This window comes from Altererythrobacter sp. C41, from assembly GCF_016803135.1.
Classification (GTDB): Bacteria; Pseudomonadota; Alphaproteobacteria; order Sphingomonadales; family Sphingomonadaceae; genus Pelagerythrobacter.
This window is the reverse complement of sequence record NZ_JAEVFE010000008.1, coordinates 67,266-92,625: the sequence shown is the minus strand read 5'-3', so window position 1 is coordinate 92,625 and position 25,360 is coordinate 67,266. Positions and strand designations below refer to the sequence as shown.

The window sequence follows — 25,360 nt, the reverse complement described above, 5'->3', positions numbered from 1 at the left end:
AAAAGCAATGGCCTGCTCCGCTACGCCCTACGGGCTCCGCTGCGCAGCCCATTGCTTCAACCGCGCTCATGCGCAAAACAACCGCCCGGCTCTAATCCCAGCTGGAGGAAAGCTGGGGGTCACGTCATGTACGGTCGCTTTCGAGGAGGATTGAGCAGCAGCGCTACATCCGGTTTCCCAAACCCGGTCGGTCGGCCCACCCCGATAGCTTGCTGAACGAAAGGAAGGTCTCAAGGAGCCGTTTCGAGCCGCCGAATGGCCGCTATGTCGCCGGAAGCTGCCAAACAGCGCAAGCCATGTCCGCATGTGAGGGGCGGTAGCCACATTCGCCATTTGCCCCTTGCGTTATTTATCGCACACTACGTGCCGTGACAGACGCCGATTTCATCCTTGCACCCATAAGATTGTTCGCCAGCAATCGCCTTTTGTCGGCAATGCATGCCGACAGATTACCGTCCGGAGCTGAACTTATCACCGATCTCGACCGGGCCATGCTGCTGGCAAATGCGCAGGACGTTCCGGGCGGCTACCTGATCTGGAGCGATGTCGTCAGTGATGCGGTATCGGATTTTTATTCCACGCCTGATGCGCGTGAGGCGCGCGCCCTCATCGAAACGCAAGCCGAGGGGAGCTGGAAAACCCGCGGAGAGTTCGAGCGGGCGCTCAAGATCAAACGTATCCGCAAGACCATCACGCCCTTCGAGGAATTCTGGCTCACGGTCGCCTATGATCTGTTGGAGATGCTGAAAACCGTTTCGCTTGGCCGTCACGTCATGGGCCGTAACAACGCCCTTCCGCTGGAAGCTGCCTACGCTGTGCTCGACGCCGGCTTCTACCCGTGCGGATGGCATCGCGACGAAAGGATCTGCGTGTTCGATCCGCGCGGGCTGGAGGGTTTCAGGCCAGTCTGGTGAACGCGTTGATCGCTTTACTTATCGGACACCGACATTTGCAATGAATGAAATGGCAGTTTTCGACGAGGACTCGGTGAACAACCGCTACGTCGGCGATGAGTGTATCTCGCCGCAGGAAGCTTCTCAGACTGTTCGCGAGAACCTAGAATGATTGCATGAGCGAACTGAAGTCCGGCCTTCCGATCATCTTGTTCGAAACCAGCGCCCAATTCGTCGAGTGGTTGTCTCGTCAGAGACCGGACGCCGAGGGCGCATGGCTCCGGTTTGCCAAACAGGGCTCGGGGCTTGTCACCCTGACCAAGGCAGAGGCGATCGATGCAGCGATCTGTCACGGCTGGATCGATGGACAACTGGATAAGTATGACGAGCAGAGCTGGCTAATCCGTTTCACGCCGCGCAAGCCTCGCAGCAAATGGTCTCAGGTGAACCGCGGACGCGCGCTCAAGCTCATCGCTGACAGACGCATGGCGGCACGCGGGATGGAAGAAGTCGAAGCGGCAAAGGCAGATGGCCGCTGGGATACCGCCTATGCGTCTGCCAGCAAAGCTGAGGTGCCGCCGGACTTACAAGAGGCGCTCGACGCCAACGCGAAAGCTGCTGCGTTTTTTGCAACGCTTACGGGCGCCAATCGCTACGCCATTCTCTACCGGATCGGCGCGGTCAAACTGGCACAAACGCGTAGGCGCAAAATTGCAGAATTTGTCGCGATGCTAGAACGCGGTGAGACTCTTCATGGATAGTTGATGTCGAGCACAGCTTATCCCTCCGGAACTTAGCGCTGATCAGGCTTGCAGGTGATCGATTATCGATGACGGAGCGGCATTTGACATCGCCGCGCTGTATCCGGTCGCAGGCCTCGTCGATTGATTAGATTGCGATCAATTCGATATTCGCAACGATGCCTTTTCAGCCGAACGGGCGCTATGCTCATAAGTCCGGATCGGTGAGCTGCCTGTTTGGTACATTACCCGCAATTTCCTCAAGTTCCCTTTCGATTTCTTCGTCGTCCTTCTGAATACCGGCACGCGCGAACATCTCCTTCACGACGGCAACGGCTTGTGGCGAGTTTATCGAGACCGGGGCCGAGGCACCTACATTGATCTTCGCGGCGGACTCCCCAACGGCTTTGAACATCGCTTCGATTTGATTGCCGGTGAGACGACCATCCGATGTTTCTCCAGTGCGATTCAGAGAAATCTGACAGAGGTAAAAGTACGCAATATTCGCATAAGAGGTTTGGACGCTGCTGACGTTCAGCGCCGCGACTGCCTCTGCGTACTCGGCAGCGGCACGAGCGTCGATGGTCTTGGCCTTGTCTGCAACCTGCGCCCCGAGCGCCGCTGTTCGTGCTGTGGCCGTGAGAGCGCCTTGCGCACAGATGCCGTGTTCCGTCCCGATGCCCGCGCTGTAGTCCGAGTTCCAAACGAAGACTCTGTTCGTGTTCCCGCCGTGCACGTACGAATCCGACGTAAGGTGTTGCCAAGCACACCCTGACAGGCCGATCGCCAGCACAGGCGAGCAAATAGCTGCAGCTATTCTCATAGTGCCCCCCGCCTTTCCTCTCACGATAGAGGAATGTGATTCTAGAATTAGGTTTCTTTAGAGGGGGTAATCAACGAAAACGATCCTGAATTATTTTAGGCTTCGCCAGGGTTGGCCAGGCTGTTCATAACCGACCTCCAGCCGATCTCTCGGAAAGTTGCTCGGGTCGATGCAGGCATCTCAAGAATGGCCAGCGCCCGGCTGTTCTACATCGGTCGCGTGGCGAAGCTGCCCTAGTCGTTCAAGGCAGACGATGATCCGCAAATCTACGCGAGGCGTAATGCCGGCGTGATGCTGATGGCGTTCGGTCTGGCGTTAGCGGTGATATTCACCACCTTTCACTACGCCTGAAGCTGCCCGCGTTCCGCCGCCTGGGCAGCGGTATCGCGGCTGTCACTCAGTCTCCGGGCGCAGGAACTGCACATGGAACCGCACGGCGCCGAGCGGCTCGACGCGATGAAGGATGGTCGGCTCGACCACGCCCGGTCCGCTTTGCGGAGTCAGGACGCGCTCTTCAGCCGGGCGGCGGGGGTCAGTCACGACATAGCGCATTCGGCCCTCCTCGACGTGGATCAGGCCCCAGACGCCGTCCTTGGTCGAGTGATCGTTCGTCAGAGCCGCGGGCACGGTGTCCTCGGTGAAGGTCGCGGTTCGCTTGTACGGCTCGAGCCCGTCGGGGAGGAGCACGCTCACGCTCCTTGCCCCTTGGCGCGGTAGAACTGCACCCCGAGTTGGAGACTTTCGGCGATCCGGCGAGCCTTGTCCTGGAAAGCGGCGGCGGCCGCGCGCGACAGGAGTTCGTCGGTGGTTTCGCGCCAAAGGCCGAGCCAGCGATCGAACGCCGCGCTGGTCATTGCCGTTTCGTGACGAACGTGCGCCCGCATCGGGTGTCCCTTGTAACGTCCGCTCGAGAGCATGATGGAGGACCAGAAGGCCTCCAGCTTGTCCAGATGGGCGGGCCAGTCGTCGATCGCGCCGTTGAAGATCGGCCCGAGCAGCGCATCGCGGCGAACACGATCGTAGAATGCGGGGACCAGGCGGCTGATGTCGTCTTCGGTAACGAGAGAATCGGTCATTTCATGCAGCCTCACGACGATCCAGCTTTCCGCGCAAGGCATGCGAAAGCTCTTCACCCAGCAGGGGCTTTTCTATGACGGCGGCCCCGGCGGCCGCCGCGCGAAGGCGGAAGGCTGAGGTCGGATTGGTGACCAGGAGGACCGCCGGTGCAGTGCAGCCGTCTTGCCGCAATCCCGCGAGGAAGGCGGCACCGTCGCCACGATAGTTCTGGTCCACCACCAGGCAACCGGCGGAGAGGATATCATCCTTCGCGGCGGCGCCCTCCGCGACCTCGAAACCGTCGAGCGCGAGCGCGAACTCAAGTGAGGACAGGACCGGCTGGTCGCCGACGAACAGCAGGATCGAAGATTGCTTGTTCATGTCCCGTCCCCTGCCGGCAGCGACGTGCAATCAGGCCGCCCGCTTCCAGTTCGGCTGAAGCTCGACGTGCGGCGGGCATTCGGCCACCGCGCCGACCGGCAGTCCGGAAAGCTCGTTGGCGAAGCCATGGTTGACGTCGCGGTGATGCGCCTCGTCGGCGCGGACCACGAGCACCACGTCCCGCAGCGTCGCGTCCTCGGCCAGTCCCCAGTACCGCTTGGCGATCTCCGGCGCCGGAACGTTCTCGCTGCGCCCCTCGTCGATCTCGGCAAGATAATGCGTGTAGCTGATCACCGCCTCTTCTTCGAAGTAACCGACGACGCGGTGCGCGGTCTTCGCGCTACTCAGATAGAGAGCGAAGAAGAACAGGTAGAACACCCACTGCACGCCGATGATCACCGCCCGCTCGAACAGAGTCGGCTTGGAGACTTCGATGAAAGTCATCAGATGCATGCGCTCGTTCTCGGCTTCGTCCATGAGCGTCTTGATCCAGCCCTGATCGTCGCACATGCGGCGCAGGCAGGCGAGATGGTTGATGGTCGCACCGACCATGCCGGGTACGGCAGCCACGGTCTCGAGCACGACGGCGCGGTGGCCGTAGCGCTCGGCAAAGAAGGTGTCGGCGCACCAGCGCAGCGCCTTGGTGAAACCGAAGGCGATCCGGTCGGAGAACCCGCGGGGCTTGTGGTGGACACCGAGATCGATGAAGGGTGCGGTCATTGAAATTTCTCCACTTGGCGGCGCGAGAGAACCGGAGCGCCTGGCCATTCACGGCATCTACGGCGGCGGCGGGAGGCATGAAATTTGGATGATGTCCCTACCCCCAGGTCCCTAAGGGCTTTCCCGGAGGTCGCGCGGGCGACGTTCACCAGTCGCTTCCTGCCGCGCCTGGCGGTTCCAACCGCTTTGATGCTGGCCTTGCTCGCCCTCGCTGCCGGCGCCGCAGTCCGCGTGCTGTTCGACGAGGAGCTGGGACAGCGGGCGACCTTCATCTTCTTCGTCCCCGGCGTGGTGGTCGCCAGCGCCCTTTCGGGTTTGCGGGCGGGCGCATTGGCCGCTCTGGCCGGCGCGGCCGCAGGCCTATGGTGCGACCGGCTGACGGGGCCGCTCGAAAGCGGCAGCATGATCGCCGGCGGCGCGTTCGTGCTCTTCGGCCTCGCCATCGCGGTTGGCGGCGAATGGTTTCAGCGCGCACGTGTCGAGACCGAAGCAGCCGCGGCCGGCCTGGCCCGCCGCGAGGCGCACCTGCGCTCGATCCTCGAAACGGTACCCGACGCGATGGTGGTCATCGACGAAGAAGGCCGGATCCGAGACTTCAGCCACGCCGCCGAGCGTATGTTCGGGTGGACCGCTGCCGATGTGGCCAGTCGCAACGTCCGGCTGCTGATGCCGGAGCCATACCGCAGCGCGCACGACGGCTATCTGGAGCGGTATTACCGCACCGGCGAGCAGCGGATCATCGGCAAGGGGAGAGTCGTCGTGGGAGAGCGCAAGGATGGTTCGACCTTCCCGCTGGAGCTGGCCGTGGGCGAAATGAGAGCGGAAGGGCAGCGCTTCTTCACCGGTTTCATCCGCGATCTGACCGAGCGGCAACAGGCAGAAGCTCGCCTACAGGAATTGCAGAACGAACTGATCCAGGTGTCCCGCTTGACGGCGCTGGGCGAAATGGCCTCGGCCCTCGCGCACGAACTCAACCAGCCCCTCTCGGCGATTGCCAACTATCTCAAGGGCAGCCGCACGCTGCTAGCGCGGGACGAAGTGCCGCATGCGCGGGTGGCAGATGCGGTTGACCGGGCCGCCAACGAGGCGCTTCGGGCCGGCGACATCATTCGGCGCCTGCGGGATTTTCTGGCGCGCGGCGAAACCGAGCGCACGCTTGAGAGCCTGCCGAAGCTGGTCGAGGAAGCAAGCGCATTGGCGCTCGTCGGAGCGAAGGAATACGGCATCCGCGTCCAATACGCCTTCAGCCCCGACGTGGATCTGGTGCTGGCGGACAAGGTTCAGGTCCAGCAAGTGGTGCTGAACCTCGTGCGCAACGCGGTCGACGCGCTGTCCGACACCAAGCCCGGGCCGCGCGAGTTGACCGTAGCGATCGAGCCGGTGGACGATGGCCTGGCGCAGGTGACCGTCGCCGACAACGGACCCGGTATCGATCCCGAAGTCGCAGAGCGGTTGTTCCAGCCCTTCATTACCACCAAGCGCACCGGTATGGGGGTCGGCCTGTCGATCTCGCGCACGATCATCGAAGCGCACGGCGGGCGGATTTGGGCCCGGCCCCGCGACGGCGGCGGTGCGCTGTTCGGCTTTACTCTGGAGCGGATCGGCAAGGAGGAATGCTACGATGGCGAGTGAGCCGATCGTCTATGTGATCGACGATGACGAAAGTGCCCGCGATTCGCTGGAGTTTTTGCTCGACGTTTCCGGAATCAGAGTGCGTTCGTTTTCCTCCGCCGACGCCTTTCTCAAGTCCTCTCCGCCGCTGGCCGGCGCATGCATCGTCACCGACGTACGCATGCCCGGGCGGAGCGGGGTCGAACTGGTGCAGGAGCTGAGGGAGCGCGGCGTCTCCGTTCCGGTGATCGTCATCACCGGCCACGCCGACGTGCCGCTTGCGATCCAGGCGATGAAAGCGGGGGTCGCGGATTTTATAGAGAAGCCGTTCGACGACGCGGTAATGCTGACGGCAATCCGAAGTGCTTTGGCCCAGCAAGCCGGTGAGGACCACGCGCAAGCGGAACGGCAGCAGATCCTGGATCGCATGGCCACCCTGTCCCCGCGCGAGCGCGAGGTCATGGACGGCCTCGTCGCCGGCCAGGCGAACAAGGCGATTGCGTTCGATCTCGATATCAGCGCGCGCACCGTCGAAGTCTACCGCGCCAACGTCATGATGAAGATGCAGGCCCGGACTTTGTCGGACCTCGTGCGCATGGTGACCGTCGCAAGGCTGACGTGACGCGAAGTCCAGCGATCATACCATCGCCCGCTCCAGCAGAATCTCCAGATTTCCACGCACGCGCGGAAATTAATTCGCCTCTAGGTCGAAACCCAGCAGCCAAAGGCTAGCACGCGGCACTGGGCTGCGGCGGAAACGCCGATGAAAAGTGTATCCGATTTCGTTGACTGCACCGCATGGTGCGGGGCCCCCGCATCTCATTTGCACACCTATGTGGATCGATCGCTAGCCAGGCTGAATCAGAAGCACAGCTGATTAATGCATCAATGGGTTAACCGGACCTTTGTCTTCATCGGCCAAAGGGACTGCCGACTGTATCATGAGTGGGTCGATGACTGCCGCGTTCGTTCTTGCCATCAACATGTTCATCGCAGGCATCTTTGCGCTTGCGTTCGGAGTGGTGGCCGCAATGAACCGCACGGCTCAGGGACCCCGGTGGCTGGCACTCGGTTACGCGACCGGCATCGTGAGCATCCCGCTCGAGTTTATCCTGCCTTGGCAAAACGATCCTGCGCCCATCGTGACCGGGATATTCCTAGTCTATCTCCTCGCCCTCACGTTTTGCCTGATCGGGATCGCGCGCCACTATGGCACGGCACCCCCATGGCGGACGGTGGCAGCGATCTGGGCGGCGAGCGTGCTCGCCGCACCCATCATCTTCACACTGACGTACGGTTCGCCGGCACGAAGTATTCTGTATCAGGTGCCCTACTTTGCCATGCACGTGGCGGTGGGACTGGTCATCTATCGCTCGAAGCGCCGTCAGCCGCTGGACTTGCTCCTGTTCGCGCTGAACGGAGTGGCCGCCTCGCTTTATCTGCTCAAGCCTTGGATCGCGTGGACCATCGGCACCGCCACTGCGCCGCAGGGCTACATGGCGACGACATATGCGGCAGTCTCGCAAAGCATGGCGTCGGTGACGCTCGTGGCGCTCGCACTGGTCCTGCTGCTGGTGATGATGCGCGATACGACTGCAGAAATGGCGGCACGTTCGGAAACCGACGCGCTCTCGGGCGTCCTCAACCGTCGCGGCTTCGATCTGCGCTCCGAGCCAATGCTGGCACACGCGCGACGCACCAACGAGCCGCTTACGCTGGTGACGGCCGACATCGACTATTTCAAGTCGATCAACGACCGCTTTGGCCACGCTGTGGGCGATCAGGTAATCGCGCACTTTGCCGCTTTGCTCCGGCAAGCAGTTCGCGGCGAGGCGATCGTCAGCCGACTGGGCGGTGAAGAGTTTGCCGTGCTTCTTCCCGGCACAACCCTCGCCGAGGGTCGACGCATCGCTGAAGCGGCGCGTGAACGGCTCGCGGCCGAGCGCATTACGCCACTGAACGGCGACTACGCCGTAACTGCGTCATTCGGCATTGCGCAAATGACCCAGGGCGACACCTTGTACGATCTGTCGCGGCGGGCCGACGCAGCCCTATATCGCGCGAAAGCGGGCGGCCGAAATCGTGTAGATCTTAGCCTTGCAGAGGCACCTTCAGCGCCCGGCACGCCGCGGCCCGAACCGGCGGAAAGCAGCCTGGTCTCTCGTTGACTCCACTGTCCCTCGGACCGATCCGCTAGTGCGGCCGACTGGGGGATTAAAAAAGCCATCGGCGAGGTTCGTCCATGATCGGGAGCGGCAGCTCGATCTTGAGCGCTTCGATCCCTATCCAAGGCGATGGCCTACCCGCCTCAAGTCGTACGGGACCAGGTTGCCTCATTCGTATTCCGCGGAGGTTGAGGAATTCGAGCCCAGATATGCGGGAAAATCATTCATCCTCGGACATCTGTCCGGCTTGTAAGTCGACCTTCGCAGGCGCGGCGTCGGCCCGCTCGCACGCCACGTCCCCCGCCCGGTAGAGCTTTCTGCTCCCGCCGCCATCGATAGCGCGCCCAAGGTCGAGCGGGCGGCAGCTGGCGCCATCGTCGAACGACACGCCCAGGCGCTCGCCCGCATGGACCGAGATCAGGAAATACCCTCGTTCGTCGGTCGTGACGACATCGGCGCGCGTGCGCAGGATGGCATGCGCCAGCGGCCGCCCTTCGGTATCCACCAGCCGGCCGAAGACGGGATAGGACTTCGCCGCCTCGTAGCGAAGGTACGCGACATTGCCCGGGTATAGCGTGATCGCCTGGATCCGGGTGTCGATCTCGTAGGGCGGCACATTCTCCGCTGTCAGTTCGATCCGGTAGTCCTCGTACGCCGGCACCCCGACCGCCGACGTGCTGCCCGGTACGATCCGGTCGAACGGCTGGCCGTTCACCTTGATCCGGTAACCGCTGTTGGCGAGCGCTTGGTCCTTGCCCGCTCCGCCGTCGTCCACCGCGATGTCGGACAGGATGATCGCCTCACCCACTTCGGCGAGGCCGAATTTCGCACCGCCGCCACCGATCGCGAAGCCCGTCCGGCCATTGGCAAAGATCGAGTTGAAACTGTCTCCGCCTCGCTGGCGCTGGTGCTGCGCGGTAAGGTCGAGTTGACCGAGGGAGCTGCGCATGTCGGCGCTCGCGAAGGCGCGATCGGCATCGGCCTGCGTCGCCACGCCGACCTGACCGAGGACCTCCAGATTGCCAAACTCGCGCAGGTGCGAGAGCGTGGCATCGACGACGGGCGAGAGGCCTTCGCGGGCATTTCCGCGGACATCAGTCAAATACTCGCCTCCGCCGCGCACCGAAAGGCTGGTTCGCCGGTCGAGCCCGAAGAGGAAGTTGAGCGTGAAGCCGATGCGTTTCTCCCGGCTCGACGCACGTGCGTAGGCCGAAAGCAGCGGACGCCGGCCCGCGATCTGGATGGGGCGGGTATAGCGCAGGTCGATACTGTAATCGTCGATCGCCCGGCTGAACCGGGTGTACCCGGCCGACGCGCTCATCGAGCCTCCGGCAAGCGGGAACTGCACCGATCCGAACACGCTGCGCTCGGAGCGCGTGAAGGGGCGATAGTCGTCGCGGCGCTCGAGGTCGGCAAGATCGAAATCGTCCACTTCGGATTGCGAATATCGCCCGGTGAGACTGATCCGGACGGGATTCAGATCGAGCGAGCCGCTGACGAGAGCGCCATAGGACCCGTTGTCGCTTCCTGCCACCGTGGCGAACCCGCGGAGCATCCCCTGGACCGTCGAGAGGCTCGCCTCGGCGTAGTTGCCGCCGTCGATGTGAAGCGCGTTCAGATCGAACGCGGTCGTGCCGGAAATGCGCCGCCGCATTCGCGCGGCGATTACCGGACTGCTACTCACGCGCGGGAAGAAGGGCTCGCTGGTTTCGAGCGCGTCGAGGAGAATCATGTCGGGCGCGTAGAACCCGGCCCGGATGCTGAACTCGGTTTCGCCTGCGATCGGCAGTCCCGGCGCCTTGGTGAAGGAACGGACATCCTCGAACACGATCGTGCCGCCGCTGCGGGCCACGATCTCGATCGGATAGGAGCCTTCGGGAAGGCTGCTGGTGTCGATCAGCTGCGGTCCTGCCGAATAGTGACGGATCGACACGATCACGCCCTGGCGGCGGAGTTCGACGTCGGCTTCGCGTGGCAGCACGATCTGGATCGGAGTGGCGATCCCCGTCTCGTAGGCTTTGCGAGGGTAAAAGCTGGCGAACTCGGCACCGGCCACGCGAAAGGATGTGAGCAGGCGCGTGTTGAAGTCCTCGAACAGCCCCGCGCGGGCTATCCGGTTGTCCCAAACGTGCTGCGCCGCCGCTTCGAGCAGCCGTGCGCCCTCTTCGTCATCTACCACGGTCCTTGCGAGGAAAGCGGTGGCTCCGATGCTGGCGGCGGTGTCGAAGGTGGCGCCGAAGCGTACGCCGGAATCGAGCCCGCCGGATCGCGACGCCGAGAAGTTCACCGTCTGAATCAGCGAGGGCCCGGTCGAGGGCGGGCCGAGGGTGAGCGAGGCGGCGCTTTCGAGCAGCACATCGGCGGGAAGAAAGAACAGCTCAGCCGAGAAGCGTTCCGGGTTGACGATGACGCCCCGCGTGCCGGGCGCCAGAACGCCGCAATTGGTGGTCTGCCCGCCAAAGCAGCGGAAGCGTTCGTTGGCGTCGAGCGGCTGCGCGAGCAGCGCAAGCACGACCCCCCGGTCGACCTGCTCCGCCAGTGCGTCGGCTATGGCTTCCGGCTCGAGGAAACGGATCCGGCCATCGTCGAGCACGGCGCGGAACGCGCCAACGTTGCGGTCGAGGTAATAGAGATCGAAGAATGTCTCGACCGCGGAATCGACCGCGCCGAAGCCGGGAGGCGGCTCGGTCTCCAGCTGGTTGCCTTCGGCCATAGCGACGTAGGCACGTTCGTCGATCGCCGGTCCGCGATCGCTCTGCCCGGCGTATCCGGCGGGCGCATCGCTCTGCGCGTAAGCCGCCGAGGCCATCAAGGCGGCCGTGCTCACACAGCACCTCAAAAAGCCCCACGCGCGGCGGGATCCCGAATGACCGCTCACGCTGGAAGCCCTTCAGGCTGGCTCGACACTGAATTCTATCCGCTTCGCGTATTCGCCGGCCAATGCGGCGGAGAGGGTGTCCTTGGGAAAGCGGATGCTGATCGTGGCGTTGGAAACACCGCGGCAATCGTCGCGGAAGCGGGTCCGCCCCTCGAACTGGATCGGCTGCCCGGCAGGCGCGTGACGCTCGGCCGCGTCCCCTTCATCCGTGACGAACTCGACTTCGAAGCCGAGTGCATCGGTGGTCGCGGAGCGAAGCGTGAGCCGATAGCGCCCGGTGGTGCTCGCGATGCAGGCCGTGGTCCGTACGTGGATCTCACCTGCTCCGAACCAGCGATAGGGACCGGCGCGGCTTTGTGTGAGATGGATCGAGGCGGCGGGCTGAGACACCGTTTGCGCCGCTGCAGGCGCACCGTGGATCACGGGGGCAAGGCCGAGAAGGCCGGTGCACATGACGGTCGATCTGAGCATGTATTGCGGCCCTTCCCCGTTGTCCCAGTGTCCCCGCGCGCTATGGCGCAAGGGAAACGGAGGCGGGCCAGCGCCCGCCTCCGCTCGGCGGGTTCCTCAGGGGACGGAAACCACGACCGACAGCGAGCCGGTGTAGGTGTCGGCCAGTGCAGCAAGCGCGTTGGCATTGCGAACGGTGACCCGCATCGACGCGTTCTGACCACCAGCGTTGGTGCAGTTCAGATCGGTTGCACGGGCCTGGCCATTGCGCGTGTTTTCCATGGCGTGCTCGACGCCCGGACGCATGAACGAGGCCGCGACCGAATTGTAAGCGGCTGCGTCATAGTAGCCGACGGTGTGGTTCAGCTGCGTTCCGGTGGCGGAGCCGACCAGACCGTAGGGATTGCCCAGGCCGTCGCCTGCGGTGCCGTTGACGCTCACGTTGTACGAGCCGGCCGCATCGGCGTTGGAGAAGACGCAGAACTGCGAAATCGCGCTGGTGCTGCCGAAATTGGACGCGATCGTCGCTGCATCGATCGTCATGCTCAGGTCGTCGAGCCCGCGAATGCTTACCATCGGGACGACGGTGACTTCGAGATCGAGCGTACCGGTGCTGTCGCTATCGGAAAGCGTGCCATCGGTTGCGGCGAGTGCCGGTGAAGAAACTGCCATTGCAGCAGCCGCACCAATAATAAATCCAATTTTCCTCATGGTCTTTTCCTTACATTTTACTGGCGAGAGCGAATCGGGTATTTTCCGATTCGGCTCTTGCTAACAAATTGATCCACGTCTTAAAACCACGTTAACCATCACACCAAATATTTATTTGTTTTTTTATTTATAAAAAGCACAGGAATGCATTTACCCGAGTCAACGGACTCGAGATTTCGATATGCGACCTCTTGGTTATTCTTTTTACTTCGGCGGAGACCCTAGAAGACCTGCTCTACCTCTGCCGCGCTTGGACCCGACTTGGTCGTTATGAATACTTTATCCGTGGCCGCCCCCAATTCGACCGTGGTGAGGTTTCCTGCGTAGAGCCGACGCGCTGCGATCGCGCGGCAGCGGCCTTCGTCCGGCGTGTTGCCGACCGACGCAGGGCAGACGGAACCTCCGGCAAGGAGGACGTTCGTGTTGCCCTGGTTGCGTAACGTAAGAGCGCCGGCATCCCGCTCGGCAATGATATCGCTGCTTCGCTGGGTCGGCCGATCGACGACCAGCACGTCGTAGGCGGCAAGCATCTTGATCGCTATCCCGCGCACCTCATCTACGCCGCTTGCTGTCTTGATCGCGCCCACCTGTGGCGAGATGAGGACACGGTAGACGCGGTCGCTGGTGAGTCCGGAGTTCAGCGAGACAAGCCTGATCGAGCGGATCGCCCCAGGCTCGAGGACCAGCTTGTTCGGCGTGACGAGCAACCCGAGCCTCTCGGGATCGGCTTCGGTGACCCGGGTTTCGTTCTCGGTGCCCGGTTGGAGCACTTCGGAGACAGCTATGGAAACGTAATAGCGATCCTCGCTGTCGTTGCGAATGATCAGGTCGTTCCGCTCCCGATCACCCTCCTCGAACTCGACCCACAGCTTGTCGATCGACAAGTGGGCCGATGCCGGCCAGGCGACAATATACGAGCAGACCAATGCTGCCGCAGCAAACGCAGTGCGCACGATAGCCCCCCTAGGCTCATCATTCAGCACCCCGGTCTTTTTGGCCTGGAGCACCACGAGCGCGACCTCGCGTTGGCCGTTAGTTCGATGAGTTAGCTAACAGAGTCAATCGTTCGCAGATTTGGCGGCAGACCAAGTGCCGCCAAGCATTGGAAGAAACGGCGGGAATCTGCGGATTCATGCGTCGCCGCAGATTATCCGTTAGTCAGAGTGTGCTAATTATGAACACTTTGGAGCGCGGGTTGGCAGCATTGCGGACCCACTGCGACCCATCACCGAGCGGCAGGCTGATTCGCGAATGCTGCAGATCCTGCCCGGGATCCGCCGCTCGCGCAGGGAGCACGAGCGCACCGTCGGCAGATCGGACGGTCACCGCGGACAGGTCGGGCGCATAGAGGTGAAGCTCGAAGTCCTCACCTGCTTCGCTCTTCCGGCCGGAGACCATCAATCCTTGGTTGCCGTTGAGGATGGACCACAGGCCCGACGCACCATCGCGCTGTGCGGCCACGGCCTGCGCCAGCGGCGGGATGACGACCGTGACGTTGACCGTTCCGACAGCTTCGGTGCCGGGTGTGGACGCCGCGGCCGGGTGACCGAGCGCGATTCCCAGACCGAGTGCTGCAATGCTTCCAAGAATGCGCATCAGATGCCTCGTTAGCGGCTTGGGCGGTGAAACACCGTCGCACGGACGAGGATAAGAACGCGTTAACAGCGCAGATGCAGCCAAACTACGCGACGCGCAGCTCATCGTACCGGCGAGCATCGGCTAAGGCATTGCAAGGCCGAACGGCGTGGGACCCACCGCAACGACATTGCAGCGTTTGGCGGTCCATGCGGTGGATGATCGAGGCGATCGACGATCCGGCTCCCGCATCAAAGCGCCCGCCCCCCATTGCTGCTGCGCTGAGCCCGCGCACGATGGCTGGGCAATGTTGCTAGAGCTGCGAGCCTCCCAAAAATAGTCGGGGGGAGAGATCGCCCGCCGGCATTTTCCTCTTCCAACGGCCGTCATGGCCGCATGGGAGGGAGGAATGAATACACAAGAGAGTTCTGGCCGCGCTCCTGGCGTCGAGCTGCGCCGCAGCAGCCGCGTACGCCCCGCCTGCCCTGGCGCGAGCGGGCGACACCGACCCCAGGGAGTACGACATTGCCGAGCAGCCGCTCGGCGACGCCCTGCGGGAATAGAATACGCGCGCATCTCGGGCCGAGAGGTCGTGGCTGCCGCTAGCGTGCTTGAGGATCGTCGCAGCAACCGAGTCCAGGGGGAACTACCGGCCGAGGAGGCGCTTGCCCGTCTCCTCGCCGGAAGCGGGCTCACCGTCCAGAAGATCGAAGGCGCCCTGGTGCTGCGCGCGGCGGGCCAACTGGCGCCTGACCTGCGCGCGCCGAAGCCCGAGCCGATCGTCGTTACCGGCACGCGCATTCGTGGGAGCGGCCCCGTCGGATCGACTGTTATCACGGTCGATCGGGAGGAGCTCGACCGCAGCGGCCGGGCCACGCTCGCAGACTTCGTTCGCACGATCCCGCAGAACTTCTCTGGCGGCCCGGCCGAGGCGAATGTCGGAACCACCGCGCGCGGCAATGCGACGAGCAATATCGGCTTCGGGACCGGCGTAAACCTGCGCGGCCTGGGTCCGGGTTCGACTTTGACTCTGATTGACGGCACGCGGCCGGCTCTCGGCGGGGCGTCGGGCGCATTTGCGGACCTGTCGCTCATTCCGGCGGCCGCAATCGAGCGCATCGAGATCCTGACCGACGGCGCCTCGGCGATTTACGGGTCGGACGCGGTTGCCGGCGTCGTCAACATCCGCTTGCGCAACAGATTCGAGGGTGTCGAAGCGCGCCTGCGCGCAGGGACTGCAGACGGCGATTTGGGCACTTATCAGGCAAGCCAGATCGTCGGCAGGCGCTGGGGCGGCGGGCATGTCGTGGTCGCCGGCGAGTATTACCAGCGCGGCCGCCTTCCTTCACACAAGCGCGCCTATGCGACCGAGGACCTTAGGCCCTTCGGCGGGCCCGACCTGCGATCGAACTACGGCAACCCCGGGACGATCGTCGCCGCCAACGGCGCGGCATTCAGGATCCCGGCCGGTCAGGACGGCACGGACCTGACGCCGGACGAGCTTATCCCCGGCGGGTTCAACCTCGGCGATGCGCGGCGCCACGTTGATCTCCTGCCGCGCCAGGAGACCGTCAGCCTTTACGGCAGCGGCGAGCAGAACCTGGGCGGCGGATTCAGCCTGTTCGCCCGCGCGCTCTATGCCAAGCGGCGGTTCGAAGCGCGGCGGCGCGTGCTCGGCATCTCGCCGCTGACGATCACGCCCAGCCATCCCTATTACGTCGATCCGATCGGGACCGGAGAAAACATCAGGGTCTACTACGATCCCGTAGCCGACTTCGGCCCCGAGGGCGTGAAAGGCACGGTTCGGGCCTTCAACGCGATTCTCGGCGGGCGCGCCGAGCTTGGCCGATGGTCGCTGGAGCTCTCCGGCGGCTACGGCGTGCAGCGCGAAGGCTACGAGGCGGTCAACCTGGTCCACTTGCTGCGGCTGGCCCGCGCGGTCGCGGCGACCGACCCGGCATGGGCCCTCAATCCCTTCGGCGACGGATCAGTCAACGATCCGGCGCTGATCGACAGCCTGCGCGGCAGTCTCGGAAAACCGCCAAAAATGCGAGGTTTGGAAGGGATTCGCAAATGGTAGCGGAGGAGGGACTTGAACCCCCGACACGCGGATTATGATTCCGCTGCTCTAACCAGCTGAGCTACTCCGCCCCATGGGCATTTGCCGACCGCAGGGCGGTTCGGCGGGCCTCCGCCGGCGCGGGGGCAGGCGGCGCATTTAGGGCGGGCTTGCGAGCCGGTCAACCTCGCTTTTTGCCGCGGAACGGCCAGCGCTTCACGAACTCCCACGACCCACCACGATAGCGATGCAGCGCGAGCCCCGGAAAGGTGAAAGGGCGTGGTTCGATCTCGGCGGACAGCCTGCGCTGGAGATCCCGCGCAGCTTGCGAAGACACCTTGTTCTGGATCGTGACGTGGAGGCGCGGTTCGTGGACGTCTTGCACGGTGAGAAGGCCATGGAATTGCACCGCGAGGTCGCTGCGCAGCGTCAGCATGTCGGGACTTGCCAGGCGGAGCGCCGTCCCGATGCCGAGCGACATGACGCCTTCCAGCCGCGCTGCTACGGGCACGTGCTCCGCGGCGAGCTTCGCGAGACGACCACTCACCTCATCCTCGCTGCCCGGCGGCAGGGCATGGAACAGGGTGACGTGCGCCTCCAGAAAGTTGCGCTCGGGCGGATAGTGCGCCGCGCGCAGTCGCGTAGCCCAGCGGTGAATGTCCGGCGGCAGTTCGGCCGTGACGATCAGCGGCGCTGGTGCCGCCCCCGTCACATCTCGCCGCGCGCGCGGCGGATCGCGAACCACTTGTCGACGGCTTCCTGGTGCGCGGCATAGTCCGAATTGAACACATGCCCGCCCGTCCCGTCTGCGACCATGTAAAGCGCGTCGGTCGCCGCCGGATTGAGCACCGCGGCGATGCTCTCACGCCCGGGGTTGGTGATCGGGCCCTTCGGAAGGCCCGCCATCGAATAAGTGTTGTAGTCGTTGATCGCCGCAATCTCCGACTGGCGAATACGGCGGCCGAGCGGTTTACCCTTCGTGATCGGGTAGATGATCGTGGGATCCGCTTGGAGGAACATGCCTTCCTTCACCCGGTTCGAGTATAGTCCGGCGACCATTCGCCGCTCCTTCGGCAGCGCAGTCTCCTTCTCGACGATCGAGGCAAGCGTCACCGCCTCCTCGATGGTGTCGACGGCGATGTCCTTGCCGCGCTTGGGCCAGGCTTCGGCGAGGTAGTTGCGCATCGCCGCCTGCATCCGCGCGAGAACCGCAGTGCGCGCCTCGCCGCGTTCGAACGCATAGGTGTCTGGCAAGACGGAGCCTTCCTGGGGCACCGGGATCTCGCCAGTCAGCAGCGGCTCCGACATCAGCTTCTCGTAGACGAGGATGGACGGCATGCCCTCCGGGATGGTGACGAAGCGGCGGATCACCTCCCCGTGCTGGAAGGTGTCGAGAATGCCGCCCTGCCCGATCCCGGCCGGGAGTCGGAACTCGCCGGCCTGGATCGGGTCGGAACTGCCGAGCAGCTTGGCGCGCAACAGGAAGCCGTCGGCGGAGGTAATCAGCCCTTCGTCCTCCAGCTTGTTCGCGACGGCCGTCAGCGTCGCACCCGAAGGGACGATGAACGCGGTATCCTTCTCCACCTGTGCGGAGCCGAACGCCAGGCTGCCGAAGATCACGGCCGAAAGGAGCGCCAGGGCGGCGAGCACCCCGGCGGCCAAGCAGCCGCGCCGGCGCATGTCAGTCGACCTTCTTCATCACCAGGCTGGCGTTGGTTCCGCCGAAGCCGAAGCTGTTGTTCAGCACGGCGCGAACCTCGCGCTTCTTTGCCTCGTGCGGGACGAGATCGACGCCTTCGGTCCCTTCGTCCGGATTGTCGAGGTTGAGCGTCGGCGGAACGATCTGGTCGCGAATCGCGAGGATGCAGAAGATGCTCTCAACGGCACCGGCGCCGCCCAGCAGGTGACCGATGGCGGACTTGGTGCTGCTCATCGAAGCACCGCCGAGATCGTTGCCCAGCACGCGCTTGACCGCGGCCAGTTCGATCGTGTCGGCCATCGTCGAGGTGCCGTGCGCGTTGACGTAGTCGATATCGCCCGGCTCGAGCCCGGCCTTGCGAATGGCCATGCGCATGGCGAGTTCGGCGCCCTTGCCTTCGGGATGCGGCGCGGTGACGTGGTAAGCGTCGCCCGAGAGACCGTAGCCGACTACTTCGGCATAGATCTTCGCGCCGCGCGCCTTGGCGTGTTCGTATTCCTCGAGCACGAGCACGCCGGCGCCCTCGCCCATGACGAAGCCGTCGCGGTCCTTGTCGTAGGGGCGGCTTGCTTCGGTGGGACGGTCGTTCATGCTCATGTTGAGCGCGCGCGCCTGTGCGAAACCGGCGACGCCCAGCGGGTTGATCGTGCCTTCCGCGCCGCCCGCGAGCATGACGTCGGCATCGCCGTCGCGGATCATCCGCGCCGCGTCGCCGATCGAGTGCGCGCCGGTGGAGCAGGCGGTCACGACCGCATGATTCGGGCCCATCAGGCCGTACTTGATCGAGACCTGGCCGGAGATGAGATTGATCAGCCGGCCGTGGACGAAGTGCGGGCTCACGCGGCCCGGGCCGCGCTCGTGCAGGACGATCGATTCGCTTTCGATCCCCGGCAGGCCGCCGATGCCCGAACCGATCGAGACGCCGGTGCGCTCCTTCAGATCATCGTCCATCTCGGCGAGGCCGGCATCCTCGAGCGCCTGTCCGGCGGCGTCGATGCCGTAGATGATGAAAGGATCGACCTGCCGCTGGACCTTGTGGTCGACGCGCTTGTCGGGGTCGAAACCCCATTCATGATCCTTCGCCTTCACTTCGCAGGCGATGGTGCACTTCTGGTTGCTCGCGTCGAAACGGGTGATCTGCCCCGCCCCGCTCTTGCCGGCGATGAGGTTCTTCCACGTCGTCTCGACATCGCCACCCAGCGGGGTGACGAGACCCAGACCGGTTACGACCACACGGCGCATGCAATTCTCCGATTACGTCTTCCAGAAAGAACAACAGGCCCAACCCGTTAGGGCTGAGCCTGCATATCCCTGCGCAAGCAGGGATCGGGCCTCTCCCTCGTCGCCTTTTGCCAGTGCTAGCTCGAGCGAACGGGAAAAGCGCGAAAAGCCTAGCCCTTGTGTTCTTCGATGTACTTCGTGGCGTCGCCGACGGTGGTGATCTTCTCGGCCGCGTCGTCGGGAATTTCGACGCCGAATTCTTCCTCGAAAGCCATCACCAGTTCGACGATGTCGAGGCTGTCGGCGCCGAGATCGTCGATGAAGCTCGCATCCTGGGTCACCTTGTCGGCTTCGACGCCCAGATGCTCGACGACGATCTTCTGCACGCGGTCGGCGGTATCGCTCATATTATGCCCTCTGTGTATTGGGGTTAAATGTTGCTTTCGCCCTAATGAACGGCGAACGCGCTGGCAAGTGCCCGCTCAAGCGTCTCCGGCCGGATCGGCGCGCGTTTCCGCACCCGGCTGCGGCTTCGGCGCTTCCACGGTGCGGATGTGCACGTCGCGGAGCTGGCGCGGGCTGACAGCGGACGGGGCGCCCATCATCAGGTCCTGTGCGCGCTGGTTGAGCGGGAAGGCGATGACCTCGCGGATGTTCGGCTCGTCCGCCAGCAGCATGACGATGCGGTCGATCCCCGGAGCCGAGCCGCCGTGCGGCGGCGCGCCGAGCTTGAACGCCTCGATCATGCCGGAGAAGTTCGCGTCGACGTCTTCCTTCGAATAGCCGGCGATCTCGAACGCCTTGTACATGATGTCCGGCCGGTGGTTCCGGATCGCGCCCGAGGACAGCTCGTAGCCGTTGCAGACGATGTCGTACTGCCAGGCCTTGATAGTTAGCGGGTCCTCGTTCTCCAGCGCCTCCATCTCACCCTGCGGCATCGAGAAGGGGTTGTGGCTGAAGTCGACCTTCTTCTGCTCCTCGTCGTACTCGAACATCGGGAAGTCGACGATCCAGCAGAATTTGAAGCAGCCCTGCTCGATCAAGCCGAGCTCCTCGGCAACGCGGGTGCGCGCCGCGCCGGCGAGCTTCGCCGCGTCCTTCTCCTTGCCGGCGGCGAAGAACAGGCCGTCGTTCTCGCCCAGGCCGAGCTCGGCGTAGAGCTTCTCCATGCCCTCCGTGCCGTGGTTCTTGGCGATCGGGCCGCCGAACTCGCCGCCCTTGCGGGTGACGTAGCCGAGCCCGGCGAAGCCTTCGCGCCGCGCCCAGTCGTTCATGTCGTCGAAGAACTTGCGGCTCTTCTCGTGCGTGTTCGGCGCGGGAACGACGCGGACGCGGCCGCCCGAGCCGACGATCTTCTCGAACAGCCCGAAGCCCGATTTTTCGAAATGATCCGTCACGTCGCTGATAATCAGCGGGTTGCGCAGATCCGGCTTGTCGGTGCCGTACTTGAGGATCGCCTCGGCGTAGGGAATGCGCGGGAACTCGCCCGCGGGTGTCACGCTCTTGCCGTTGGCGAATTCCTCGAACACGCCGGCGAGCACCGGCTCGATCGCCTGGAACACGTCTTCCTGCGTGACGAAGCTCATCTCGAAGTCGAGCTGGTAGAACTCGGGGCTGCGGTCGGCGCGCAGGTCCTCGTCGCGGAAGCACGGCGCGATCTGGAAATAGCGGTCGAAGCCAGCGACCATCAGGAGCTGCTTGAACATCTGCGGCGCCTGCGGGAGCGCGTAGAAGCGGCCCGGGTGCAGGCGGCTGGGCACGAGATAGTCGCGCGCGCCCTCGGGGCTGGAGGCGCCCAGGATCGGGGTCTGGAACTCGGTGAAGCCCTGATCGGTCATGCGGCGGCGGATCGAGGAAATCACCTGGCTGCGCAGCATGATGTTGCGGTGCATCGTCTCGCGCCGCAGGTCGACGAAGCGGTACTTGAGACGGATGTCCTCCGGATATTCCTGCTCGCCGGCGACCGGCAGCGGCAGCTCCTCGGCGCGGCTCTGCACCGTCACGCCGCGTGCGAACACTTCGATCTCGCCGGTCGGCAGGTTCGGATTCACCGTGCCTTCCGCGCGCGCCTTGACCTCGCCATCGATCGTGACGACCGATTCCAGCTTCAACCCATCGAGTATCTCCAGCGCCGGGCTATCCTCGTCCGCCACGATCTGGGTCAGGCCGTAATGGTCGCGCAGATCGACGAAGAGCACGCCGCCGTGGTCGCGCTTGCGATGGATCCAGCCCGAGAGGCGAACGGTTTCGCCGACGTTCGCCTTCGCCAGTTGTGCGCAGTTGTGGGTACGATAGGCGTGCATCTAAAATCTTTCCAATTTCGGAGCTAAGGCGCTAAGGGCGCGCCACCGATGGCGCACCGCGCATATTGCGCGCGCTAACAGGGCAAGCACGGGCCTTTGTCAAGGCGCCGGGCACACCCGAGCGGCGGTACTCCGCCCCACGATAGAAAAGACAGAATGAAGATACACGATCTGATTACCACCACCGACGCGCTCGCCGCGCTTTGCGAGCGTCTTGCGAAGTCCGACTTCGTCACCGTCGATACCGAATTCATGCGCGAGAACACCTATTGGCCGGAACTGTGCCTGGTGCAGATCGCCAATGAGGAAGAAGCGGCGGCGATCGACCCGCTGGCCGACGGGATCGACCTCACCCCCCTGCTCGACCTGATGTGCGACAACGAGGACGTGCTCAAGGTCTTCCACGCGGGCGGGCAGGACGTCGAGATCATCTACAACCTGACCGGCAAGACGCCGCATCCGATCTTCGACACGCAGATCGCCATGATGGCGATCAGCCAGTCGGAGCAGATCGGTTACGCCAACCTGGTCGAGGCGTGGCTTGGCATCACGGTCGACAAGGGTGCGCGTTTTACCGACTGGAGCCGCCGCCCGCTGACCGCGCGGCAGATCGAATATGCCATCGGCGACGTCACGCATCTTTCAAAGATCTTCCCCAAGATCCTGAAGAAGCTGATGAAAACCGGGCGCGGCGAATGGCTCGACGCCGAGATGGAAAAGCTCGCCGACCCGGCCAACTACCGCAATGATGCGGGCGAGGCGTGGCGCCGCATTCGGCAGGCTGGCCGCAACCCGGCGGTGCTCGGCCGTCTGAAAGCACTTGCCGCGTGGCGTGAGGGCGAAGCGCAGCACAAGAACATCCCTCGCGGACGCATCATGCGCGACGAGACCCTGGCCGATATCGCCAGCCACCCGCCGAAGCAGCAGGCCGACCTCGTCAAGGTCCGCGGCCTTTCCAATGCCTGGAAAGACAACGACATAGGCAAGCGCCTGATGAAAGTGCTCGAAAAGGCCGAGCCGCTCACCGCCGACGAAATGCCCGACAAGCCCAAGCGCGGCGCGCCGCTGGGCAAGGAAGGCGCGCTGGTCGCCGACCTGCTCAAGCTGCTGCTCAAGATCCGCACGCGCGAGATCGACGTCGCCGCGCGGCTGCTCACCCGCTCGGACGAGATGGAGGCGCTCGCCGCCGGCGTCCGCAAGCTGCCGGTCCTCCAGGGCTGGCGGTACGAGGTCTTCGGCCGGGATGCGCTCGAACTGGTCGAAGGCAAGCTGGCCTTCGCGGTCAAGGGCGGCAAGCTGAATATGACGCACATCGACGACGTGGCGGACGACATGGCCGAGGCGGAAGCGGCCGAGTGATCCGTCGTGATGGGTCTTTGCGGACGCCGCCGGGCGGCGCCCAAGCCGCTCCTCGGATGAGCGACGTGTTCCTCAGGGGGCCCGTGGTCTAGCAATGTCCACCTACCTCCCCACGATCAAGCAGCTCCAGTACCTTGTGGCGCTGCACGAACATGGTCATTTCGGGCGCGCCGCGGAGGCGAGCTTCGTTTCGCAGTCGACGCTCTCGGCCGGCATCCGGGAACTGGAATCCCTGCTCGGCGTGACGCTCGTCGAGCGCAGCCGCCGCGTGGTGCGCTTCACCACGCTGGGCGAACAGGTGGTCGAGAAGGCGCATCGGCTGCTGCGCGAGGCGGAGGAGCTGTCGGACCTCGTTCGTGCGAGCGGCAAGCCGCTGTCGGGCACGCTGCGGATGAGCGTTATCCCCACCATCGCCCCGTTCATGCTGCCCCGCATCCTGCCGCGGCTTCGCAGCGAGCGGCCCGACCTCAAGCTCTTCCTGCGCGAGGAAACCAGCCAGGACGCCGTCGAGAGCCTCCACCATGGCCGGGTCGACTGCGTGCTGCTCGCCCTCCCCTTCGCCACCGGCGAAGTCGACATGGCGCACATCGCCGACGACCGGCTCTACGTCGCCTTCCCGAAGGATGATCCACGCGATCCGCCGGCGGCGATCCCGCCGTCGATGATCGACGAAGGACGACTTCTGTTGCTCGAGGACGGGCACTGCCTCAAGGAACACGCCCTCGCCGCCTGCAACCGGCCGGAACTGCGCGCCTCGGCGACGATGATCGGTACGAGCCTGCACACGCTGGTGCAGATGGTGAACAACGATCTCGGCCTGACCATGCTGCCCGAGATGGCGATCGAGGCGGGCATCCTGCACGAGACCGACATCGTCGCCCGCCCGCTCAAGTCGCAGGCTGCCAGTCGCGAGATCGCCCTCATCTGGCGCAAGAACTCCCCCCGCAAGGCCGATTTCGAGCTCCTGGCCGAGGAACTGCGCGCAGGGTGAATCAGGCGCATCAGCGCTCCCGCCTTGACGACGTCGAGACAGTGCAAGGTACTGTTGACGAAATCGTGCTAAAAGCTGTGGATAAACTGATTCGCGAAGCGCCGGGTGGGGGAGCTGCGTCGTGTGGAAAGATCTCGAGCATTTGGATGATGGCGGCGAACCTTTCGCGCGCCCCTGGACTGACGGCGAACATCCCAAAGTGATCGTGGCGGAGATCGCCTCGCGTCCTGCGCTCGCGGGGCACGTGATCGCGTTCGCCAACGAGAAGGGCGGCGTCGGCAAGTCGACGCTGGCGTTTCACTGCGCGGTCGCGCTGGCGCATGCCGGCCACCGTGTGATCGCGCTGGATCTCGACTGGCGCCAGTCGACGCTGGAGCGAAGCCTGTCCTTCCGCGAGGGGACCGCACGCGTTCTCGGCGCGGCCCTGCCGATGCCCGCGCATGCGGTGCTGACGAAGCCGTGCACCGCGCAGCTCTATCAGGAAATCGCCCGGCTCGACGCTGGCGCCGACTATATCGTGCTCGATGCGCCGGGCGCCGATTGTCCCATCTTCCGCCGCGCCGTCGCCATGGCGGACACCCTCGTCACTCCGATCAACGCGTCGTTCATCGATCTGCAGGTGCTGGGGCGGATCGATCCGATCACGGGCCGTCCGGGACAGTCCAGTTGCTTCGGCGCCACCGTCGCCGGGCTTCGCCGCGAGCGGCATCGCAGCGGGTTCGGCCCGATCGACTGGCTGGTGGCGAAGAACCGGGTGCGGCATACCGAGCGGCGACAGATCGACCGGATCGACACGGCGCTCGCCGCGCTCGCTGAGCAGCAGGATTTCCGGATCGGCCGCGGACTGACGGAGCGAGTCGCCTATCGCGAACTGCTCCAGTTCGGGTTGACCCATCTCGATCTCCCGCTGCTCCCGGAAAATGCGCGCGCCAACAAGAGCACGCTCGCGGAAATCGAGGGGTTGTTGAAGCAGCTTGCGCTCGACGGACCCGGTGCGCTCTGCGTGACGACGGCCGCTCCGCGCGTGCGCACTTCGCCCCGCGTCCGCGCAGCCTATCGCGAAGCGCTGGCAGCGGCACTTTGACCGGCAGGAAGCCGTCCTTCCGCTTCAATCCATGTGCTTGATGCCGACACGCAGGTAATCCCAGCCGGTAATCACCGTCAGCACCGCGGCAGTCCAGAGGGTAACGATGCCGACGAGATGCGGCACGTTGAAGCTCGCATCCCCGACCGCCATCATCCAGCCGGGCAGCGCGCCCGCGAGGATCAGCGCACCGAGCGAGACCATCTGTGCCGCCGTCTTCCACTTGGCGAGCTTGCTCACCGGCACCGAGACCTGGAGCGGCCCCAGGAATTCGCGCAGGCCCGACACCGCGATCTCGCGCATGAGGATGATCAGGCCCGCGATTACGTGGAAGTCCCCGGCGAACGGTCCGCGCAGCCAGCCCTGCGCCGTCAGCACCAGAATCACCGCCGCGATCATGATCTTGTCGGCGATCGGGTCGAGAAACACGCCCAGCTTCGATACCGTGCCGCTCGCCCGCGCGAGGTAGCCGTCGAAGTAATCGGTGATTCCCATCAGGCAGTAGAGCGCGAAGGCGAGAAGATATCCGAAGGCCCAGTTCGGCCACCACAGCAATGCGACGAGCAGCGGTATCGTGACGATTCGCGAAAGCGTCAGAATGTTCGGCAAGTTGAGCACGGCGATTCTCCTAGCGCTTCCGT

The 25,360-nt window shown here is 64.2% G+C and carries 25 protein-coding genes and 1 tRNA gene; 9 read left to right on the top strand and 17 right to left on the bottom strand.

Annotation, left to right across the window (positions count from 1 at the left end; translation table 11 throughout):
- Positions 1–368 precede the first annotated feature (368 nt).
- A complete protein-coding gene (locus tag JNO53_RS13085; RefSeq protein WP_203112071.1) occupies positions 369–914 on the top strand; it encodes a hypothetical protein in 546 nt (181 codons plus the stop codon).
- A 155-nt stretch (positions 915–1,069) separates the two neighbouring features.
- A complete protein-coding gene (locus tag JNO53_RS13080) occupies positions 1,070–1,654 on the top strand; it encodes a YdeI/OmpD-associated family protein (protein WP_203112068.1) in 585 nt (194 codons plus the stop codon).
- Between the two features lie 187 nt (positions 1,655–1,841).
- Here the strand turns inward: JNO53_RS13080 and JNO53_RS13075 are convergent, their stop codons facing one another.
- The 5 genes from JNO53_RS13075 to JNO53_RS13055 all read right to left on the bottom strand — a co-directional run bounded on the left by JNO53_RS13075 (position 1,842) and on the right by JNO53_RS13055 (position 4,613).
- Complete coding sequence (locus JNO53_RS13075) at positions 1,842–2,456, bottom strand: hypothetical protein (RefSeq protein WP_203112065.1); 615 nt, start codon at positions 2,454–2,456, stop codon at positions 1,842–1,844.
- A gap of 393 nt (positions 2,457–2,849) precedes the next feature.
- Complete coding sequence (locus JNO53_RS13070) at positions 2,850–3,149, bottom strand: DUF1971 domain-containing protein (protein ID WP_203112054.1); 300 nt, start codon at positions 3,147–3,149, stop codon at positions 2,850–2,852.
- Positions 3,146–3,532, bottom strand: coding sequence for a group III truncated hemoglobin (locus JNO53_RS13065; RefSeq protein ID WP_203112051.1), 387 nt, complete (start codon positions 3,530–3,532; stop codon positions 3,146–3,148). The genes JNO53_RS13070 and JNO53_RS13065 overlap by 4 nt, the downstream gene beginning before the upstream one ends.
- Position 3,533: 1 nt before the next feature.
- Positions 3,534–3,923, bottom strand: a complete 390-nt coding sequence (locus tag JNO53_RS13060) for a histidine kinase (RefSeq protein ID WP_238401903.1) — start codon at positions 3,921–3,923, stop codon at positions 3,534–3,536.
- Complete coding sequence (locus tag JNO53_RS13055) at positions 3,924–4,613, bottom strand: alternative oxidase (RefSeq protein ID WP_203112048.1); 690 nt, start codon at positions 4,611–4,613, stop codon at positions 3,924–3,926.
- A 189-nt stretch (positions 4,614–4,802) separates the two neighbouring features.
- Here JNO53_RS13055 and JNO53_RS13050 point away from each other — a divergent pair, with 189 nt between their 5' ends.
- The 3 genes from JNO53_RS13050 (at position 4,803) to JNO53_RS13040 (ending at position 8,392) form a co-directional block, all read left to right on the top strand.
- Positions 4,803–6,245 (top strand): sensor histidine kinase, encoded by a 1,443-nt coding sequence (locus JNO53_RS13050; protein ID WP_238401902.1) that lies wholly within the window; start codon positions 4,803–4,805, stop codon positions 6,243–6,245.
- Positions 6,235–6,846, top strand: a complete 612-nt coding sequence (fixJ, locus tag JNO53_RS13045) for a response regulator FixJ (RefSeq protein WP_203112042.1) — start codon at positions 6,235–6,237, stop codon at positions 6,844–6,846. The genes JNO53_RS13050 and fixJ overlap by 11 nt, the downstream gene beginning before the upstream one ends.
- 331 nt (positions 6,847–7,177) lie before the next feature.
- Positions 7,178–8,392, top strand: coding sequence for a GGDEF domain-containing protein (locus JNO53_RS13040; RefSeq protein ID WP_203112039.1), 1,215 nt, complete (start codon positions 7,178–7,180; stop codon positions 8,390–8,392).
- 217 nt (positions 8,393–8,609) lie between these two features.
- Here the strand turns inward: JNO53_RS13040 and JNO53_RS13035 are convergent, their stop codons facing one another.
- The 5 genes from JNO53_RS13035 to JNO53_RS13015 form a co-directional block, all read right to left on the bottom strand.
- Positions 8,610–11,216, bottom strand: coding sequence for a TcfC E-set like domain-containing protein (locus JNO53_RS13035; protein WP_203112037.1), 2,607 nt, complete (start codon positions 11,214–11,216; stop codon positions 8,610–8,612).
- Positions 11,217–11,279: 63 nt separating this feature from the next.
- Complete coding sequence (locus JNO53_RS13030; protein WP_203112024.1) at positions 11,280–11,738, bottom strand: hypothetical protein; 459 nt, start codon at positions 11,736–11,738, stop codon at positions 11,280–11,282.
- Between the two features lie 96 nt (positions 11,739–11,834).
- On the bottom strand, positions 11,835–12,428 hold the full coding sequence (locus tag JNO53_RS13025; RefSeq protein WP_203112021.1) for a hypothetical protein: 594 nt from the start codon (positions 12,426–12,428) through the stop codon (positions 11,835–11,837).
- 221 nt (positions 12,429–12,649) lie between these two features.
- Positions 12,650–13,438, bottom strand: a complete 789-nt coding sequence (locus tag JNO53_RS13020) for a hypothetical protein (protein ID WP_238401901.1) — start codon at positions 13,436–13,438, stop codon at positions 12,650–12,652.
- A gap of 148 nt (positions 13,439–13,586) precedes the next feature.
- Entirely contained in the window at positions 13,587–14,024 is a 438-nt protein-coding gene (locus JNO53_RS13015) for a hypothetical protein (protein WP_203112015.1), read from the bottom strand.
- 571 nt (positions 14,025–14,595) lie between these two features.
- On the opposite strand from JNO53_RS13015, the gene JNO53_RS13010 reads away from it, so the two are divergent.
- A complete protein-coding gene (locus JNO53_RS13010) occupies positions 14,596–16,083 on the top strand; it encodes a TonB-dependent receptor plug domain-containing protein (RefSeq protein ID WP_203112012.1) in 1,488 nt (495 codons plus the stop codon).
- On the opposite strand, the gene JNO53_RS13005 is transcribed toward JNO53_RS13010, so the two are convergent.
- From JNO53_RS13005 to aspS, 6 genes are all read right to left on the bottom strand, one after another.
- A tRNA-Met gene (locus JNO53_RS13005) sits at positions 16,078–16,154 on the bottom strand. The genes JNO53_RS13010 and JNO53_RS13005 overlap by 6 nt on opposite strands.
- A gap of 89 nt (positions 16,155–16,243) precedes the next feature.
- A complete protein-coding gene (locus tag JNO53_RS13000; protein ID WP_338015359.1) occupies positions 16,244–16,807 on the bottom strand; it encodes a 2'-5' RNA ligase family protein in 564 nt (187 codons plus the stop codon).
- Positions 16,771–17,742 (bottom strand): endolytic transglycosylase MltG, encoded by a 972-nt coding sequence (gene mltG / locus JNO53_RS12995; protein ID WP_203112009.1) that lies wholly within the window; start codon positions 17,740–17,742, stop codon positions 16,771–16,773. The genes JNO53_RS13000 and mltG overlap by 37 nt, the downstream gene beginning before the upstream one ends.
- Position 17,743: 1 nt before the next feature.
- Complete coding sequence (gene fabF / locus JNO53_RS12990; RefSeq protein ID WP_203112006.1) at positions 17,744–19,003, bottom strand: beta-ketoacyl-ACP synthase II; 1,260 nt, start codon at positions 19,001–19,003, stop codon at positions 17,744–17,746.
- Positions 19,004–19,152: 149 nt separating this feature from the next.
- Positions 19,153–19,389, bottom strand: coding sequence for an acyl carrier protein (locus JNO53_RS12985; protein ID WP_047805955.1), 237 nt, complete (start codon positions 19,387–19,389; stop codon positions 19,153–19,155).
- Between the two features lie 75 nt (positions 19,390–19,464).
- Positions 19,465–21,285, bottom strand: a complete 1,821-nt coding sequence (gene aspS, locus JNO53_RS12980; protein ID WP_203112003.1) for an aspartate--tRNA ligase — start codon at positions 21,283–21,285, stop codon at positions 19,465–19,467.
- Between the two features lie 156 nt (positions 21,286–21,441).
- Here aspS and rnd point away from each other — a divergent pair, with 156 nt between their 5' ends.
- The 3 genes from rnd to JNO53_RS12965 all read left to right on the top strand — a co-directional run bounded on the left by rnd (position 21,442) and on the right by JNO53_RS12965 (position 24,719).
- Complete coding sequence (gene rnd, locus JNO53_RS12975; RefSeq protein WP_203112001.1) at positions 21,442–22,644, top strand: ribonuclease D; 1,203 nt, start codon at positions 21,442–21,444, stop codon at positions 22,642–22,644.
- Positions 22,645–22,738: 94 nt separating this feature from the next.
- On the top strand, positions 22,739–23,635 hold the full coding sequence (locus tag JNO53_RS12970; RefSeq protein WP_203111998.1) for a hydrogen peroxide-inducible genes activator: 897 nt from the start codon (positions 22,739–22,741) through the stop codon (positions 23,633–23,635).
- Positions 23,636–23,756: 121 nt separating this feature from the next.
- The gene (locus JNO53_RS12965) at positions 23,757–24,719 is read left to right on the top strand and encodes a division plane positioning ATPase MipZ (protein ID WP_203111995.1); all 963 of its coding nucleotides are present in this window, start codon (positions 23,757–23,759) and stop codon (positions 24,717–24,719) included.
- Between the two features lie 24 nt (positions 24,720–24,743).
- On the opposite strand, the gene pgsA is transcribed toward JNO53_RS12965, so the two are convergent.
- On the bottom strand, positions 24,744–25,337 hold the full coding sequence (pgsA, locus tag JNO53_RS12960; protein WP_203111992.1) for a CDP-diacylglycerol--glycerol-3-phosphate 3-phosphatidyltransferase: 594 nt from the start codon (positions 25,335–25,337) through the stop codon (positions 24,744–24,746).
- Positions 25,338–25,360: the final 23 nt, after the last annotated feature.